The sequence below is a fragment of the Burkholderia sp. 3C genome (genome assembly GCF_054589155.1).
Window position 1 is genome coordinate 63,692 of record NZ_BAAILN010000093.1, and the last position, 15,776, is coordinate 79,467.

At 70.9% G+C, this 15,776-nt stretch carries 12 protein-coding genes; 4 read left to right on the plus strand and 8 right to left on the minus strand.

The genetic code is table 11. The annotated features are described in order from the left end of the window. From ACYP33_RS18715 to ACYP33_RS18725, 3 genes are all read right to left on the minus strand, one after another. Positions 1 to 749, minus strand: a 749-nt coding sequence (locus ACYP33_RS18715; protein WP_459623262.1) for an ABC transporter ATP-binding protein, incomplete at its 3' end; no start/stop codon positions are given. Continuing rightward, positions 746 to 1,867, minus strand: coding sequence for a FecCD family ABC transporter permease (locus tag ACYP33_RS18720; protein WP_459623264.1), 1,122 nt, complete (start codon positions 1,865 to 1,867; stop codon positions 746 to 748). The genes ACYP33_RS18715 and ACYP33_RS18720, both read right to left, overlap by 4 nt. Beyond that, a complete protein-coding gene (locus tag ACYP33_RS18725; RefSeq protein ID WP_459623266.1) occupies positions 1,864 to 3,117 on the minus strand; it encodes an ABC transporter substrate-binding protein in 1,254 nt (417 codons plus the stop codon). Before ACYP33_RS18725 ends, ACYP33_RS18720 begins: the two co-directional genes overlap by 4 nt. Between ACYP33_RS18725 and ACYP33_RS18730 the strand changes: the two genes are divergently transcribed. The 3 genes from ACYP33_RS18730 to ACYP33_RS18740 all read left to right on the plus strand — a co-directional run bounded on the left by ACYP33_RS18730 (position 3,116) and on the right by ACYP33_RS18740 (position 6,502). Then, positions 3,116 to 3,400 carry a hypothetical protein gene (locus tag ACYP33_RS18730; protein WP_459623268.1) on the plus strand — a complete coding sequence of 95 codons (285 nt, stop codon included), beginning with the start codon at positions 3,116 to 3,118 and terminating at the stop codon, positions 3,398 to 3,400. The genes ACYP33_RS18725 and ACYP33_RS18730 overlap by 2 nt on opposite strands. 8 nt (positions 3,401 to 3,408) lie before the next feature. Continuing rightward, positions 3,409 to 4,857, plus strand: coding sequence for an ATP-binding protein (locus ACYP33_RS18735; RefSeq protein WP_414449500.1), 1,449 nt, complete (start codon positions 3,409 to 3,411; stop codon positions 4,855 to 4,857). A gap of 523 nt (positions 4,858 to 5,380) precedes the next feature. After that, positions 5,381 to 6,502 (plus strand): pyridoxal-phosphate-dependent aminotransferase family protein, encoded by a 1,122-nt coding sequence (locus tag ACYP33_RS18740; RefSeq protein ID WP_459623271.1) that lies wholly within the window; start codon positions 5,381 to 5,383, stop codon positions 6,500 to 6,502. 61 nt (positions 6,503 to 6,563) lie between these two features. Here ACYP33_RS18740 and ACYP33_RS18745 read toward each other — a convergent pair whose 3' ends face one another. Further along, a complete protein-coding gene (locus ACYP33_RS18745; RefSeq protein ID WP_459623272.1) occupies positions 6,564 to 7,763 on the minus strand; it encodes a fumarylacetoacetate hydrolase family protein in 1,200 nt (399 codons plus the stop codon). 129 nt (positions 7,764 to 7,892) lie between these two features. Here ACYP33_RS18745 and ACYP33_RS18750 point away from each other — a divergent pair, with 129 nt between their 5' ends. Then, on the plus strand, positions 7,893 to 8,642 hold the full coding sequence (locus ACYP33_RS18750) for an IclR family transcriptional regulator (protein WP_459623273.1): 750 nt from the start codon (positions 7,893 to 7,895) through the stop codon (positions 8,640 to 8,642). Between the two features lie 259 nt (positions 8,643 to 8,901). Here the strand turns inward: ACYP33_RS18750 and ACYP33_RS18755 are convergent, their stop codons facing one another. Genes ACYP33_RS18755 through cobW form a run of 4 tightly spaced genes read right to left on the minus strand, consistent with a single transcriptional unit; the run spans position 8,902 to position 15,617 of the window. Continuing rightward, positions 8,902 to 9,537 (minus strand): vWA domain-containing protein, encoded by a 636-nt coding sequence (locus ACYP33_RS18755; protein WP_459623456.1) that lies wholly within the window; start codon positions 9,535 to 9,537, stop codon positions 8,902 to 8,904. A gap of 26 nt (positions 9,538 to 9,563) precedes the next feature. Then, positions 9,564 to 10,640: an ATP-binding protein gene (locus ACYP33_RS18760; RefSeq protein ID WP_459623275.1), complete on the minus strand. Its 1,077-nt coding sequence runs from the start codon at positions 10,638 to 10,640 to the stop codon at positions 9,564 to 9,566. After that, on the minus strand, positions 10,637 to 14,530 hold the full coding sequence (gene cobN, locus ACYP33_RS18765) for a cobaltochelatase subunit CobN (protein ID WP_459623277.1): 3,894 nt from the start codon (positions 14,528 to 14,530) through the stop codon (positions 10,637 to 10,639). The genes ACYP33_RS18760 and cobN overlap by 4 nt, the downstream gene beginning before the upstream one ends. A 16-nt stretch (positions 14,531 to 14,546) precedes the next feature. Further along, a complete protein-coding gene (gene cobW, locus ACYP33_RS18770; RefSeq protein WP_414445060.1) occupies positions 14,547 to 15,617 on the minus strand; it encodes a cobalamin biosynthesis protein CobW in 1,071 nt (356 codons plus the stop codon). Between the last annotated feature and the right edge of the window lie 159 nt (positions 15,618 to 15,776).

The window sequence follows — 15,776 nt, forward strand, 5'->3', positions numbered from 1 at the left end:
GAGCACGGCTCGATGCGGGCCACCACGCCGAACACGTCGGCCAGGCTTTGCGGCGTGACCACCTCGCCCGGTTCCCCGAAGCGCTCGATGCGCCCGCGATGCAGCAGCATCGCGCGGTCGCAGGCGCGCATCGCGGCATTGATGTCGTGCAGCACCACCACCGTCACCATGCCGCGCTCGCGCGTCACGTCGCGCAGCACCTGCATCACGTGGAATTGATGGTTCAGGTCGAGCGCCGACAGCGGCTCGTCGAGCAGCAGCACGTGCGGGTCGCGCACCAGCGCCTGCGCAATGCCGACCAGTTGACGCTGCCCGCCCGACAGCTCGTCAAGCGAACGTGCGGCCAGCGCGCCGATCTCCAGCCGCGCCAGCACCGCCTGCGCGGCGGCCAGATCGGCGGCCGTGCCCTCGCGCGCGAGCGCCGGATCGCGCCCGGCGCGGCGCGCCACCAGCACCGATTCGAGCACCTGCAGGCGCACGCCGGCCGGCAAGGTTTGCGGCAGATACACCACGCTGTGCGAGCGCGCGCTGCGCGCCGACAGCGCCAGCGTCTCGCCGTCGAGCGTCAGCCGCCCCGCGCTGGCGGCCGTCAGCCCGGCCAGCACGCGCAGCAGCGTCGATTTCCCGCTGCCGTTCGGCCCGAGCAGCGCCGTGATCATGCCGCGCGGCAGCGGCCCCGCCGACAGCTCGCGCAGCACCTCGCGGCGGCCGTAGCGCACCGACACATCGTGAATCGACAGCCCGTTCATGGCGCGCTCCCCTGCGAACGCACCACGATCGCGAGAAACAGCGGAATCCCCACCAGCGCGGTGACGATGCCGACCGGAATCAGCACGCCCGGCACGATCATCTTCGAGGCGATCGAGGCCAGCGACAGCATCAGCGCGCCGCACAGCAGGCTGCCCGGCAGATAGAAACGGTGATCCTCGCCGAGCAGCGTGCGCGCGATGTGCGGCGCGATCAGGCCGACGAAGCCGATCGTGCCGACGAACGACACCGCCAGCGCCGACAGCACCGCCACCCGCAGCAGCGTGCCGAGCCGCAGCCGGCGCACGTCGATGCCGAAGCTGGACGCCCGCTCCTCGCCGAGCCGCAACGCGGTCAGCGCCCAGGCGTTGCGCATCGCCAGCGGCAGCGCGATCAGGAGCGCCGCACTGAGCACGCCGATCTTCGGCCAGTCGGCGCGCGCGAGCGAGCCGAGCGTCCAGAACACCAGGCCCTGCAACGCGTCGGCCGAGGCGATGAACTGCATCAGCTCGACCAGCGCGTGAAACGAGAACACCAGCGCGATGCCCATCAGCACCACGCCGGACGTGCTCATGCCGCGCCAGCGCGCCACCAGGTCGAGCGCCATCGCCGAGCCGAACGCGAACACGAACGCGTTGGCCGAGATCAGCCAGGTTTGCGGCACGTGCGGGATCGTGAAGTCGAGCACGATCGCCAGCGACGCGCCGAACGCGGCCGCCGCCGACACGCCGAGCGTGTACGGGCTGGCCAGCGGATTGTTGAGGATGGTCTGCATCTCCGCGCCCGACAGGCCGAGCGCCGCGCCCACCACCAGCGCCATCACCGCGTACGGCAGGCGGATCTGCCAGACGATCACGACGTTGGCCGGATCGGCGTCGGCGCGCGAGAACAGCGTGTGCAGCAAGGTCGAGAGCGGCAGCCCCGACGGGCCGGAGCCGAGGTCGAACAGCAGCGAGCCGGCGATCAGCAGCGCGATCGCGACCAGCAACAGCACGCGCCGGCGCGTCAGGCGCGCGTAGGCGCGGTGGGCATCGTCGGCGACCGGCGGCGCCGGGGCATCGCTCGCGGCGGCCGACGCATCGCGCGCCGTCACGGCCGCCGCGCGGGACGGCGCACTCATCGTGCCGCCGAACCGGCCGCGCCCGAGGCGGGCAGCGGTGAATCCACCCACTCGGTGCCCGTCACCGGCACCGCCAGGAAGCGGCGGTACAGCTCGGCCTGGGTGGCCTTGACGTCGAGCGTCTTGAAGCGATCCGGATAGAACCACTTGGCGAACGCCTCGATCGCGACGATGTTGTACGGCGAATCGTAGTAATCGTGGGCGATACCGTGCACCCGGCCGTCGTGGATCGCCTTGATGGTGTCGAAGCCGGGCCGCGCGACCAGTTGGCCGAGGCTCGCGCGGGCATCCTGCTCGCTGGTCAGCGCGCCCACCCGCAGCGACGCGAGGCCGGGCTTGGTGCGCGCGCCGGTGGCGATGTACACGTCGGGCCGCGCCGCGATGATCTGCTCCATGCTCAGGTCGCCGAGCACGCCCGGCAGCAGGCCGGCCGCGATGTTGCGCCCGCCGGCCGCGTCGACGAACTCGCCGAAGTTGCCCTTGCCGGCCGTATGGCAGCAGCCCGCATCCCACACGCCGGCCAGCATGTCGACGAACACCTTCGGCCGCTGCGCCTCGGGGATCGCATCGACCACCTGCTTCACGCGCGCCAGATGCTGCTGATAGAACGCGATGTAGTCGTTCGCTTGCTTCTCGCGATGGAGCACCTGGCCGAGCAGGCGGAGGCTCGGCACCGTGTTCTGCATCGGATGCAGGCGGAAATCGAGGAACACCACCGTGGTGCCGGTCGCCTCCAGTTGCTTGACGAGCGCGTTGTAGCGGCTCGGGCCGTGGCCCGCCACGCTGAATACCGCCACGTCGGGCTTGAGCGCGAGCGCCTTCTCGTCGCTGATGCTGTCCTCGCTCGACTTGCCGATCAGCGGCACCTGGCGGATCTGCGGGAACACCTTGGCGTAGGCGTCGAAACGCTGCGGGTCCATGGTCGGCAGGTCGCCCTGCCAGCCGACGATGCGCGCGAGCGGATGCGGGCCTTCGAGCAGCGCGACCGCCTCCAGCGTGCGGCTCTCGCCGAGCAGGATCCGCTGCGGCGCGGCAGCCGGAATGCGGATGGTTCGGCCGGCGAGGTCGGTGACGGTTTGCGGGGCGGTGGCGGCCGGCGCGTTCTGCGCGGCGGCGGGCGGCGCGACGGACAAGCCGGCCAGCGGAACCGCCAATGAAACGGCCAATGAAGCAGCCAGCGAACCGGCCGACAGGAGCGCGCGTGCGGCGCGGGACAACGGAGCGAACGAAGCGATACGAACCTGCTGCATGATGGCCTTCTCAAATGAGAACGATTGTTATTCGTGCGTGGCCGTCACTGTAATGGCGGTTTGTAATGTCGATGTGTTGAGCGGCGGGGCTTTTGTAATGGAATATGTTGGCGCGACCGATGCGGCGAACGCGGCCCGAGGCGGGCCTGCGCGCCTGAACCGGCGCCGCTCGCGCGGCGCGCCGGTTCGCGGTAAGGTCGCGATCGTCGGTGCCCGCGCACTGCCCGCTTCATGGCTCGCTTCGTCGCCCTTTTTATCGTCTTTTTGCCTGCCCATCCCATGAACCTGCGCATGACGCTGCGCCTGTGGCCCGATTCGCTGTTCGGCCGCCTCGTCGCGATCCTCGCGGCCGGCATGTTCGCCGGCCAGTTGCTGACCAGCACGATCTGGTTCGACACGCACGATTACCGCACGCTCGAAATCCCGTCGCGGCTGTTCGCGAGCCGGCTCGCCGACACCGTGCGCCTGCTGCGCAACGCTCCCGACGACGCCGCGCGCGACGCCACGCTCGCGCGCCTGTCCGACGCTCGCTACCAGTTGCGCGCGATCGCCGGCCCCGAATCGGCCACCGGCATGGCCGCCGCCGCGCCGCAGCCCACGCTCGCGCGGCGCGCGGTGGCCGCGCTGATCGCGGGCGTGATCGCCAAACGGCTCGGCGAGCCGATCGAGGTGCGGCTGCTCAATGCGCAGATCAGCGACGATGCCGGCCGCCAGCGCGGCATCCTGAGCCTGTTCAATTCGCGCATGCCGATGGGCGATTTTCATCTGCAGATGCTGGTGCCGGGCCAGGGCTGGCTCGACGTGGTGGCGCACGAGGGCCAGGCCGGCATGCAGAGCGAGCCGGGTTCGCTGGTGGCCGACTATCTGCTGCGGCTGTACGTGATCCGTTTCGTGGCGGTCTGCGTGCTGGCGTTCGTCGCGGTGCGCTTCGCGTTGCGTCCGCTGCGCGTGTTCGCCAAGGCCGCCGAGGCGCTCGGCCGCAATATCTATCGCGCGCCACTGGCGCTCGACGGGCCGCAGGAAGTACGCAGCGTGGCCAAGGCGTTCAACGCGATGCAGCAGCGCCTGATCGACAGCTTCGCGGAACGCACGCGCTTGCTGGCGGCCGTCTCGCACGACCTGCGTTCGCCATTGACGCGGCTGCGCCTGCGCACCGAAATGCTGCCCGACGCGAGCTGGCGCGAACGGCTGCGCGGCGATCTCGACGAGATGGAAGCGATGGTGCGCAGCACGCTCGACGCCGTGCAGGGCATCGAGATCACCGAGGCCAGCCAGCGCATCGACATCGATTCGATGCTGGCCGGGCTGGCCGAGGACGCGCGCGACGCGGGCCACGCGGTGCGCATCGAGGGCCGTGCAAGCGCGCCGTATCCGGGCTTCGCGCGCAACCTGAAGCGCTGCCTGCAGAACCTCGTCGACAACGCGATCCGCCACGGCGGCGGCACGGCCGACGGCATCTCGATCCGCGTGACGGACGACGCGCAGGCGCTGCGCATCGTGATCGGCGATCGCGGCGCGGGCATCGCCGATCCGGCGCTGCTCGAGCGGGTGTTCGAGCCGTATTTCCGCGCGGCCGGCGAGCGCGACGGCAAGCCCGCGCCGGACGGCACCGGCCTGGGACTGACGATCGCGCGCGGCATCGCGGCCGCGCATGGCGGCACGCTGACACTGAGAAACCGCATGGATGGCGAGCGCATCGACGGGCTCGACGCCGAACTGGTGCTGCCGCGTGATGCGTGATGCCGCATCTCGGCCGCGCATGGCGGTGCACGCAGCGATGGGCTCGACGCCGAACTGGTGCTGCCGCGCGATGCGTGATGCCACATCTCGGCCGCGCATGGCGGCGCGCTGACGCTGCGCAACCGCATGGACGGCGAGCGCATCGACGGGCTCGACGCCGAACGGGTGCTGCCGCGTGATGCGTGATGCCGCATCTCGGCCGCGCATGGCGGCACGCTGACGCTGCGCAATCGCATGGATGGCGCGCGCAGCGATGGGATCTGATGCTGCCACGTGATGCGTGTACGCCGGATGTGATGCCACATCGCGCCACATCACGCGTCACGCCTTTCGAAAGCCCACGGCACGCATGTCAATTCAATGACGTAACAAACGCGTTACTTCGCAAACGCGGTGCCGGCTGCGCGCCGCGCGCACGCCGGCCCCGCGCTTGCGTGCACACTCTTTCGGCTCAGGTTGCGACCCGCTTGCCGCACCCCGCTTCCCGCCTGGCACGCGTTTCCCCCTCCTCGTCGCGCCCGCCATGATTCGCCTCGATCCCCGTTCCCTGCTCGATCCGCCCCGCTATCCGCATCACGGTTACGCACGGCTGGCCGACCGCCTCAAGCATCTGCTGGCGACCGCCGCCGACGTGGTGTTCGTACCGGCCGAGGCCAAGCTCGCGCTGGAGGCCGTGGCAGCCGGCGTGGCGTATCCGGGGCTGGTCGCGCTGAACGTGGTGAGCGGCCCGCACGGCGCGGCGTTCGGCGCCTGGTTGCGACGCGGCGGTGCGACCGTGCACGAGGTGCTGGCCGAACCGGGTCAGGCGATCGCGATCGAAGCGGTGGCCGCATGCGCCGACAGCCTCGGCCAGCTCGACCTGGTGGCCGCCGTGCATGCCGAGCCCGCCACCGGCGTGCTCAATCCGCTGGCGGCGCTGGCCGCGCTGGCGCGCTCGCGCGGCGCGCTGCTGGTGGTGGATGCGGTGGCGTCGGTGGGCGGCCATCCGCTCGAACTCGACGCGCTCGGCGTGGATATCGCCGTGATCGGCCCGCAGAAGGCGCTGGCCGGGCCGGCCGGCGTGTCGGCGGTGGCGCTCGGCGCACGCGCCTGGGCGCATCTGGAGGCGGCTGAGCCGCATGTCGCGCAGGCGCCGCTGGCCACCTCGAACCTGTCGTTGACGCGCCTGCGCCGCGACTGGCTCGACTGCGGCCGCGGCGAATTGCCGGGCACGCCGTCGCCGCTGGAGTTCTGGGCGCTGGAAGCGGCGCTCGACCGGATCGAGGCCGAAGGCATCGCGCAGACCGTCGCACGCCATGCGCAGGCCGCGCAGGCCTGCCGCGCCGCGCTGCGGGCGCTCGGCGTGCCGCCCGCGATCGCGCGCGACGACGCCGCCTCGGCACTCGTCACCGCCGCGCCGGTGCCGCCCGGCGTGGAAGCGGCGGCGCTGATCGCGCACGCGCGCCGGCACGGCGTGGAACTCGCGCCCGGCCCCGGCCCGCTGGCCCGGCGCATCGTGCGCCTCGACCACACCGGCCTGCGCGCGGCCGAGGACGCCGTGCACGCGAACATCGTCGCGTACGGCGGCGCGCTCGAACAGCTCAACTACCCGGTGGACCTCGACGCGGCCGGCCAGGCCATCGCCGACGCGTACGCCGGCGTGTAACGCGCGGCCTCGCCGCATCCTTCAACGCATCAACGCATCAACGCATCAACGCATCAACGCCTCAACGCAACAGCCCGCGCGCCGCGAGATTGCGATACAGCGCGCGCGTGCCGAACTCCCACGGCGCCACCTCGGTGCACAACGACACGCGATTGACCAGCGCGCCGAGCGAGGCGGTCGAGATCGTCACGCGGTCGCCGAGATGATGCGTGAAGCCCGCGCCGGCCTCGTCGCGATCCTGGATCGGCGAGAACATCGTGCCGAGGAACAGCATGAAGCCGTCCGGGTATTGGTGATGCGCGCCGTGCGTCTGCGCGACCAGGTCGAGCGGATCGCGGCTGATCTCGCTCATGTGGCTGACGCCGTCGAGCACGAAGCCGTCCTCGCCCTCGATGCGCAGGCCGACCGAGGCGCCGCGCACCGTGTCGATCGTGAAACCGCCGTCGAACAGCCGCACGAACGGCCCGATCGAACACGACGCGTTGTTGTCCTTGCACTTGCCGAGCAGCAGCGCCGAGCGGCCCTCGACATCGCGCAGGTTGACGTCGTTGCCGAGCGTCGCGCCCACCGCCTGGCCTGCCGCATTCACGGCCAGCACCACTTCCGGCTCCGGGTTGTTCCAGGTGGAGATCGGCAGCAGGCCGACCTCGCTGCCGAAGCCCACCGACGACATCGGCTGCGATTTCGTGAACACCTCGGCATCGGGGCCGATGCCGACTTCGAGGTATTGCGACCAGACACCGCGCGCCTGCAACGCCGCCTTCAGGCGCATCGCCGCATCGGAGCCGGGCTCGATCTGCGAGAGATCCGCGCCGATCGCCTGCTGGATGGTGGCGCGCAACTCGACGGCGCGGGCCGCGTCGCCGCCCGCCTGCTCCTCGATCACGCGCTCGATCAGGCTGACCGCGAACGTCACGCCGCAGGCCTTGATCGCCTGCACGTCGCACGGCGCGAGCAGGCGGATGGCGGGCGCGGCGTGATCCGAGTGCTCGCCGAACTGCGCGGCCAGCAGCTCGCGCGCCGTGCCGAGCCGTTCGCCTTCGGCGCGGCGCGCGGCCCCGGCCGGATCGGGCAGATCGAACAGGTCGGCGGTGGTCGGGGCGAACGCCGTGATGTCGAACACCTCGCCGCCGCGCACCGCGACCACGCACGGGCCTTCGAACGCCGCCGTCTTGCGCCAGACGCGGCCGATCAGCAGCGCGTCGTCGAGATCGGCGGGCAGGAATGCGGCGATCGGGTCCTGCTCGGCGGGATGGGTCATGTCTGTCTCCTCGTTGTGGAATGCCGACGATGCTACGGGCGATGCACCGAGGCTGTCCAACAGGGCGACCTATAATCCAGCCTGCTGGATTCGACACCGCCGTTCATTCGCCAACCCGCCGAGGCCCGCATGCCCGACAAGCTCACCGACGTGCCCGCCATCGCACGCGTGCACGACATTCTCGATGCGCTGAAAGCCACCCGCCGCCCGACCTCCGCCAAGGATCTGCTGACGCTCACCGGCATGCCGCGCAGCACGCTGTATCTGACGCTCGACGCGCTGGAGCGGCGCCAATGGCTCGTCAAGAGCGGCGACGGCTACGCGATCGGCGTGGCGCTGTTCGAGATCGGCAGCACCTACCTGCTGGCCGATTTCACGCTCGACGCGTTTCGTCGCGAGGCGGCGTGGTTCGTCGCGAAGCACAACGAGGCTGTGCAGATGGCCGTGCTCGACCGCGCCGAGGTGGTGTATCTGGCGCGCGAGGACCCGTCGCGCGCGGTGCGGCTCGTCTCCGATATCGGCTCGCGGCTGCCCGCGCATTGCTCGGCGCTCGGCAAGGCGCTGCTCGCGAGCCTGTCCGACGAAACCGCGCAGATGATCGTGCCGCCCCGGCTGCGCGCGCTGACCGAGCATTCGCTGACCAAGCGCGCCGACCTGATCGCGGCGCTGGCCGAGGTGCGCGAGCGCGGCTACGCGATCGAGCGCGAGGAGGCCTGCACCGGGCTGGCGTGCCTGGCCGTGTTCGTGGGCGTGTCGCAGGCCGGCAAGCGGATCGCGGTCAGCACCAGCGTGCCGGTGGATCGGCTCGACGCGCGCCGCGAAACGCGGCTGCTGGTCGATCTGACGACGCTGGCGCAGCGCGTGGCGCGCGGGTTGTGACGGGGACGGGAGATGGGTGACGAGACGACGGGGCACGTCGGACGGAGATGGCGGCGGACGCAGACGGGACGGCGGACCGTGGGCGATGGATAGTGGACGGCGGATGGTAGACAAGGCTCGGATCGGATATCGAAGCCTCTGCCTGCAAGCCCAGGGGTTGGGTACAACTGACGTGCTGTGTCGAAGCTACCGAAGTGGAAGGCCGGGGGCGAAAGCGGCGGACCGTTAGTTGCGACTCAACGCTAAAAAAAGCGGCGACTCACCGAAGCAGCAGATCGTCCGGCAAACAGCACTCCGCGCCCCACTGCTGCGCCAACCGCGCGGCGCGGCCAAGCCGCACGGCCGCATCGTCGAAATCGACGATCCGCGCCACGTCGGCCTGCGCCGGGCGGCCCGGCGCTTCATCGGTACGGCCATCGGTCAGCAGCCAGAGCGTGCGCGGCGCGCCAGGCCGGCGGCGTGCGACCTGCGCGAGCAAGGCCGCGGCCGTATCGATGCCGAGCGCGAGCGGCGTGCCGCCCCCGCCCGCCACCGGTTCGAGCCAGCGCTCGTTCCACCAGCGCGGCACGGCCGGCCCGAAACGGCGCACCGCCCCGCCCGCGCCGAAGCAGATCAGCGCCACCTCGACGCGCTCTCGCGCGGCCGCATCGAACAGCCCCACCAGCAAGCCCTTGGCGCGCGCGAGCCGGCCGCCGTCGAGCATCGAGGCCGAACAATCGAGCACGAAACAATGGAACGCGCGCGGCGTGCCGGCACGCGGGCGGAACCGCAAGTGATCGACGGCCAGCGGCGCACCGCGCCGGGCCGCGAGCGTGGCCGGCCACGCGATGCGCGTGCCGGGCAGACCTCGTCGTGCAGGGGTAGCGCCGTGCTGCCATCGAACCCCGCTGCCGATCGCGGCGGGGGCATGCGTCCGATGGCTCAGGCTTTTTTTGACGGCAGCGGGATCACGCCCTTCACCGGCACGAGGCCGGCTGGCTCGGGCGGCAGATAGCCCCAATCGCCGTCTTGCGAAACGTCGCCGGAGGCTTGGGCGGGCGAATCGGGTGAATCGGGTGAATCGGGCGACGCACCGGACGACCCGGAGGACTCGCCCGAATCGCTCGACGGCTGCTGCGGTGACGGCGGCACCGTCCTGCGATGCCGCAGCACCGCCTCGGCCACGCGCTCGACATGCGCCGCATCGACAGCCGCATCGCCCTCGAACGCAGCCAGCGCGCGCGCCGCGCGCAGCATCACGAGATCGGCGCGCAGCCCGTCGACCGCCGCCTCGATGCACAGCGCGGCCACGCGGGCATGCACCGCATCGTCGATGGCGACTGCCGGCAACGCCTCCCGCGCGCGGTGAATGCGCGCCGCCAACGCGGCCTGTTCGGCCTCGTATGTTGCGCGAAAACCGTGCGGATCGAGATCGAACGCGAGCCGCGCCTTGACGATCCGCTGCCGCTCGCCAGCATCGCGGCAATTGGCCAGTTCCACCATCAAGCCGAAGCGGTCGAGCAACTGCGGGCGCAGCTCGCCCTCCTCCGGATTCATCGTGCCGATCAGCGCGAAGCGCGCCGCGTGCGTGTGCGAGATGCCGTCGCGCTCGACCGTGTTCACGCCGCTCGCGGCCGCATCGAGCAGCACGTCGACCAGCCCGTCGGCCAGCAGGTTGACCTCGTCCACGTAGAGCACGCCCCGATGCGCGCGCGCCAGCAGCCCCGGCGCGAACCGCACCGCGTTCTCGCCGAGCGCGCCGGCCAGATCGAGCGTGCCCGTGACCTGCTCGTCGGACGCGCCGAGCGGCAGCGTCACGAAGCGCCCCTCGGGCAGCAGTTCGGCCAGTGCGCGCGCGGCCGTCGATTTGGCGGTGCCGCGCGGCCCGCTGACCAGCACGCCGCCGAGCGCCGGATCGACCGCCGCCAGCAGCAGCGCCTGTTGCAGATCGGCCTGCCCGATCAGGGCGCTGAACGGAAACGGCGGCAGGCCGCCGGGATGCGTGTCGTGCTGGCTCATCGCCGCGCTCCTTCGAGATGCTGTTCCACTGCGAGCAGATGCGCCTCGATCCGCTCGCGGTGCGTGCCCGGTTCCTGCCAGAGCCCGCGCTGGATCGCTTCGAGCAGGCGCTCGCAAATGCCGTGCAGCGCGTGCGGGTTGTGCTGCGCGAGGAATGCGCGGGTCGCGGCGTCGTGCACGTAGGCGTCGGTCACGAGCGCGTACTGGTGATCGGACACCACGCGCGCGGTCGCGTCATAGCCGTACAGATAATCGACGGTCGCGGCCAGCTCGGCCGCGCCCTTGTAGCCGTGACGCTTGACGCCGTCGATCCATTTCGGATTGACCACGCGCGAACGGATCACGCGTGCGATCTCCTCGTTGAGCGTGTTCATGCGCGGCGTGTCGGGGTGGCTGTGATCGCCGTGATACAGCGCCGGCTGACGCCCCGACAAATGCCGCACGGCCGCCGCCATGCCGCCCTGGAACTGGTAGTAGTCGTTCGAGTCGAGCAGATCGTGCTCGCGGTTGTCCTGGTTCTGCACCACCGCGTCGATGGTCGCGAGCCGCGCGCCGAACGCGTCCTGCGCGGCCTCGCCGGCGCTGTTCTGCGCGTACGCGTAGCCGCCCCAGGCTTGATAGGCCTGGGCCAGATCGGCGTCGGTCTGCCAGTTGCGCTGATCGATCAGATCCTGCAGGCCCGCACCATAGCTGCCCGGCCGCGCGCCAAACACGCGCCAGCCGGCCCGGCGACGCGCTTCGTCGGCGGCCACGCCGCTGGCGGCCAGCGCCTCGGCGTCGCGCAGCACGCGCGCGCGAATCGGGTTCTGATGCGCCGGCTCGTCGAGTTCGGCCACGGCTTGCACGGCCGCGTCGAACAGATGCATCAGGTTGGCGAACGCGTCGCGGAAGAAGCCCGACACGCGCAGCGTCACGTCGATGCGCGGCCGGTCGAAAATCTCGATCGGCAGGATCTCGAAATCGGTCACGCGGTGGCTGCCATGCGCCCATTTCGGCCGCACGCCGATCAGCGCGAAGGCCTGCGCGATATCGTCGCCGCCGGTGCGCATGGTGGCCGTACCCCACACCGACAGACCCACCGCGCGCGGGTAGTCGCCGTGCTCCTGCAAGTGGCGCTCCACCAGTTGATGCGCCGATTTCATGCCGAGCGTCCAGGCGGACTGGGTGGGCACCGCGCGCGTGTCGACCGAATAGAAATTGCGGCCGGTCGGCAGCACGTCGGGGCGGCCGCGCGACGGCGCGCCGCTCGGCCCCGGCGGCACGAAGCGGCCGTCGAGGCCGCGCAGCAGATGGCCGATTTCGTCGGCGCCGCAAGCGTCGAGGCGCGGCGCGAGATCGCTGGCAATGCGCGACAGCACGGCCAGCGTGAGCGGCCAGCGCGTCGGGTGTGCGTGCAGCGCGGCGAGTGCGGTGCGGGAGGTTTCGGCGGTTTCGGCGGTTTCGGCGGCTCCCGCCGTTCCATCATCCCTGCCACCCGCCACCGCCAACCCGTCATCCAACCCCGCCACCAGCCGCTGCGCGAACAATTCGAGCCGCTCGCGCGTATCGCCCGCATGCCGCCACGGCGTCGCATCAACCTCCAACAGTTCAGCCGGGCGCGGGCCGTCCCACGCCGCGGCCCAGTCGGCCGCGAGCGGATCGAACGCCGCGCCCAGTTGCAGGTCGCGCGCCAGCGCCGCAATCAGGCCGGCGTTCGCGCCGAGGCCGTCGCCCACCGGAAAGCGCGCGAGCGCGAGCAGCGTGTCGCGGCGCTGCCGCCCCTCGGGCGAGCGGCCGAACGTGTGCAGCCCGTCGCGGATCTGCGCTTCCTTCAGTTCGCACAGCCACGCGTCGACACGCGTGAGCAGCGCGTCTTCGTCATCGCGGCCCGACGGCGCGGCAAGGCTCAGTTCTTCATGCAGCCGATGCTCGACGATGGTGTCGAGAATCGTCTTGCGCAGCAGTTTGGCGCGCCGCGCGTCCACCATCAGCGCGTCGTAATACTCGTCGACCTGCCGCTCCAGATCCTGCAGCGGCCCGTAGTTCTCGGCGCGCGTGAGCGGCGGCATCAGGTGATCGACGATCACGGCCTGGGCGCGGCGCTTGGCCTGGCTGCCCTCGCCCGGATCGTTGACGATGAACGGATACAGATGCGGCAGCGGGCCCAGGATCAAATCCGGCCAGCACGACTCGGACAGCGCCACGCTCTTGCCCGGCAACCATTCGAGATTGCCGTGCTTGCCGACGTGGACCACCGCGTCGATCGCGAACGCGTCGCGCAACCAAAAATAGAACGCCAGATAAGCGTGCGGCGGCACGATCTCGGCGTCGTGATAGCTGGCGTAATCGTTGGCCTCGCGCGTGCGCGCCGGCTGGATGCCGACGAACACGTTGCCGCAGCGCCAGCCCGCGATCGGAAAGCGCCCGTGACGCAGCGCCGGCTCCTGCTCGGGCGTGCCCCAGCGCGCCTCGATCGCCTCGCGCACCTCGGCCGGCAGCCGGTCGTAGCGCTGCCGGTAGGCCGCCATCGCGAGGCTCTGGAACGCCGGGCGCAGCGCGCTCGCATCGGCGTCGTTGGTGACGCCTTCGGTTAGCCGCGCGATCAGCGCATCGCCCGATTCGGGCAGCGCGTCGTGCAGCGCGCCTTTAAGCGTATAACCGGCCGCGCCGAGCGCGCCCAGGATGCCGAGCGCCGAGGCCGGCGTATCGAGCCCCACGCCGTTGCCGATCCGCCCTTCGCTCATCGGATAGTTGGCCAGCACCAGCGCGAGCCGCTTGCCAGAATTCGGCTCGGTGCGCAGCCGGCACCAGCGGCGGCTCAGTTCCGACACGAACGCGATGCGCTCCGCGTCGGGCTGATAGCGCACCACATCCACCTCGGTATGCGGGCAGCGGTAGGCCAGCCCCTTGAAGCTGACCGCGCGGGTGACGATGCGCCCGTCCACTTCGGGCAGCGCCACGTGCATCGCGATGTCGCGCGCATGCAGCCCCTGCGGATCGGCCAGCCACGCCTCGCGGTTGCCGCCCGACAGGATCACCTGCAGCACGGGCGCGTCGCCGGCCAGCTCGACGGCGGCCGGCGCGTCGATCGCCCCGGCCGCGAACGCCGTGGTGTTGAGCACCAGCGCAACGCGCTCGGACGCGCACAGCCGCGCGATCACCTCGCGGCTCACGGCGTCCTTCAGCGAGGTGACGGCGATCGGCAGCGGGTTGAGCCCGTCGCGTTCGAGCGCCTCGATCAGCGCATCGAACACGGCCGTGTTGGCGGCCTGCCAGTGCGCCTTGTAGAACAGGATCGCAACCACCGGCGCGCCGGGCGTCCAGCGCGCGCGCCAATCGTCGAGGGTGGCCGGCTCGCTGGCCGGGTGGTACAGCGCGGCGGCCGGCAGCGGACGCGGCGCCGCCGGTTCCTCGCCGTGGCCGAGCGCGTGGAACGCGATGCTGCGCAACAGCGCCTGCGCGTTGAACGCGCCGCCCTCGCGCAGATAGCGCCACCATTGGCGGCACAGCGCCGGATCGACGGTGCTTTTGGCGATCAGGTTCGGATCTTCCTGCAGATCGCCCGAGAACATCGCCAGTTGCTGGCCGCGCCGTTGAGCCAGCGCCACCGCCTGCTCGATCCCGTACGGCCAGTAGGCCTCGCCGCCGAGATGGTCGATCACCACCACGCGCGCGTGCTGGAGCACGTCGTCGAGGTAGAAATCGACCGACGCCGGCTGGCGCAGGAACGTGACGTTGGCGAGCCGCACGCTCGGGAAACCCGCGCCGAGCAGCGGCACCGCGCTGGCCAACAGCGACAGCGTGGTGTCGGCCGAGCTGAGAATCACGATCTCGGCCGGCTGCTGATCGATCCGGATCACGCCCTGCGTGTCGTCGACGAAACCGCCGGGCGTGGTGCGCAGCAAATGCATCGTTCGGCCGGCCTCGTCAGGCGGCCTGCACGGCCGTGCCGAGCGCGGCCACGAACGCGCGCTGCAGTTCGGCCGCGTCGAGATCCTCGCCGATCAGCACGAAGCGGCTCGCGCCACCCTCGCCGTCCTGGAGCTTGCGGTCGAAGTAGCTGTCGAAACGGCCGCCCACGCCCTGGATCACGAGCCGCATCGGCGTGTCGGGCAGCGCCGCGAAGCCCTTGACGCGATAGATCGTGTGCTGATCCACCAGCGCGCGCAGCGCGGCGATGGTCGCCTCGCGCGAGCTGACGCGCGCCTCCACCACCACCGAGTCGAACTCGTCGTGATGGTGATCGGCGTCCTCGGCCGAGCCGTGGTGATCGTGGCGCAGGTGGATGGTGTCCTCGGAGGCCGCGTTCAGGCCGATCAGCGTGGCCAGGTCCAGTTCGCCGCGCTGCGCGCGCACGATCTTGACGTGCGCCGGCACTTCCTCGCGGATCGTCGCCTCGACGGCTTCGAACTGGCTCGCGTCGAGCAGGTCGGTCTTGTTGACGATCACCAGGTCGGCCGACGACAACTGATCGGCGAACAGCTCGTGCAGTGGCGATTCGTGGTCGAGGTTCGGATCGGCGCGGCGCTGCGCATCGACGGCATCGACATCCTCGGCGAACTGGCCCGCGGCCGTGGCCGGGCCGTCCACCACCGTGATCACCGCGTCGCACGTGAAGCTGTTCTTGATCGACGGCCAGTTGAACGCCTGCACCAGCGGCTTCGGCAGCGCGAGGCCCGAGGTTTCGATCAGCACGTGGTCGATCTGCTCGCGGCGCTCGACCAGCGCTTCCATCACCGGATAGAACTCCTCCTGCACCGTGCAGCACAGGCAGCCGTTGGCCAGTTCGTAGAGCTGGCCGGCCGCTTCCGCGCCTTCCTCGCAACCGATGTTGCAGCCTTTCAGGATCTCGCCGTCGATGCCGAGTTCGCCGAACTCGTTGACGATCACCGCGATGCGGCGGCCCGAGGCGTTTTCGAGGATGTGACGCAGCAGCGTGGTCTTGCCGCTGCCAAGGAAGCCCGTCACCACGGTTACGGGAATTTTGCGCATTTGCATGGGAAGTCGTCCGTCGGAGAGTCTGTCTGGATGTCTGGCATCGATGGCGTGCGCCGCCGGGCGCGGCACGGCCGGGCCGCGCCGCTGCGCATGCCGGTGGCCGCGCCAGCCGCAACGGCTGGCTGGGGCTCGGCGCCGCCACCCGCGGCGCGCCCCGTT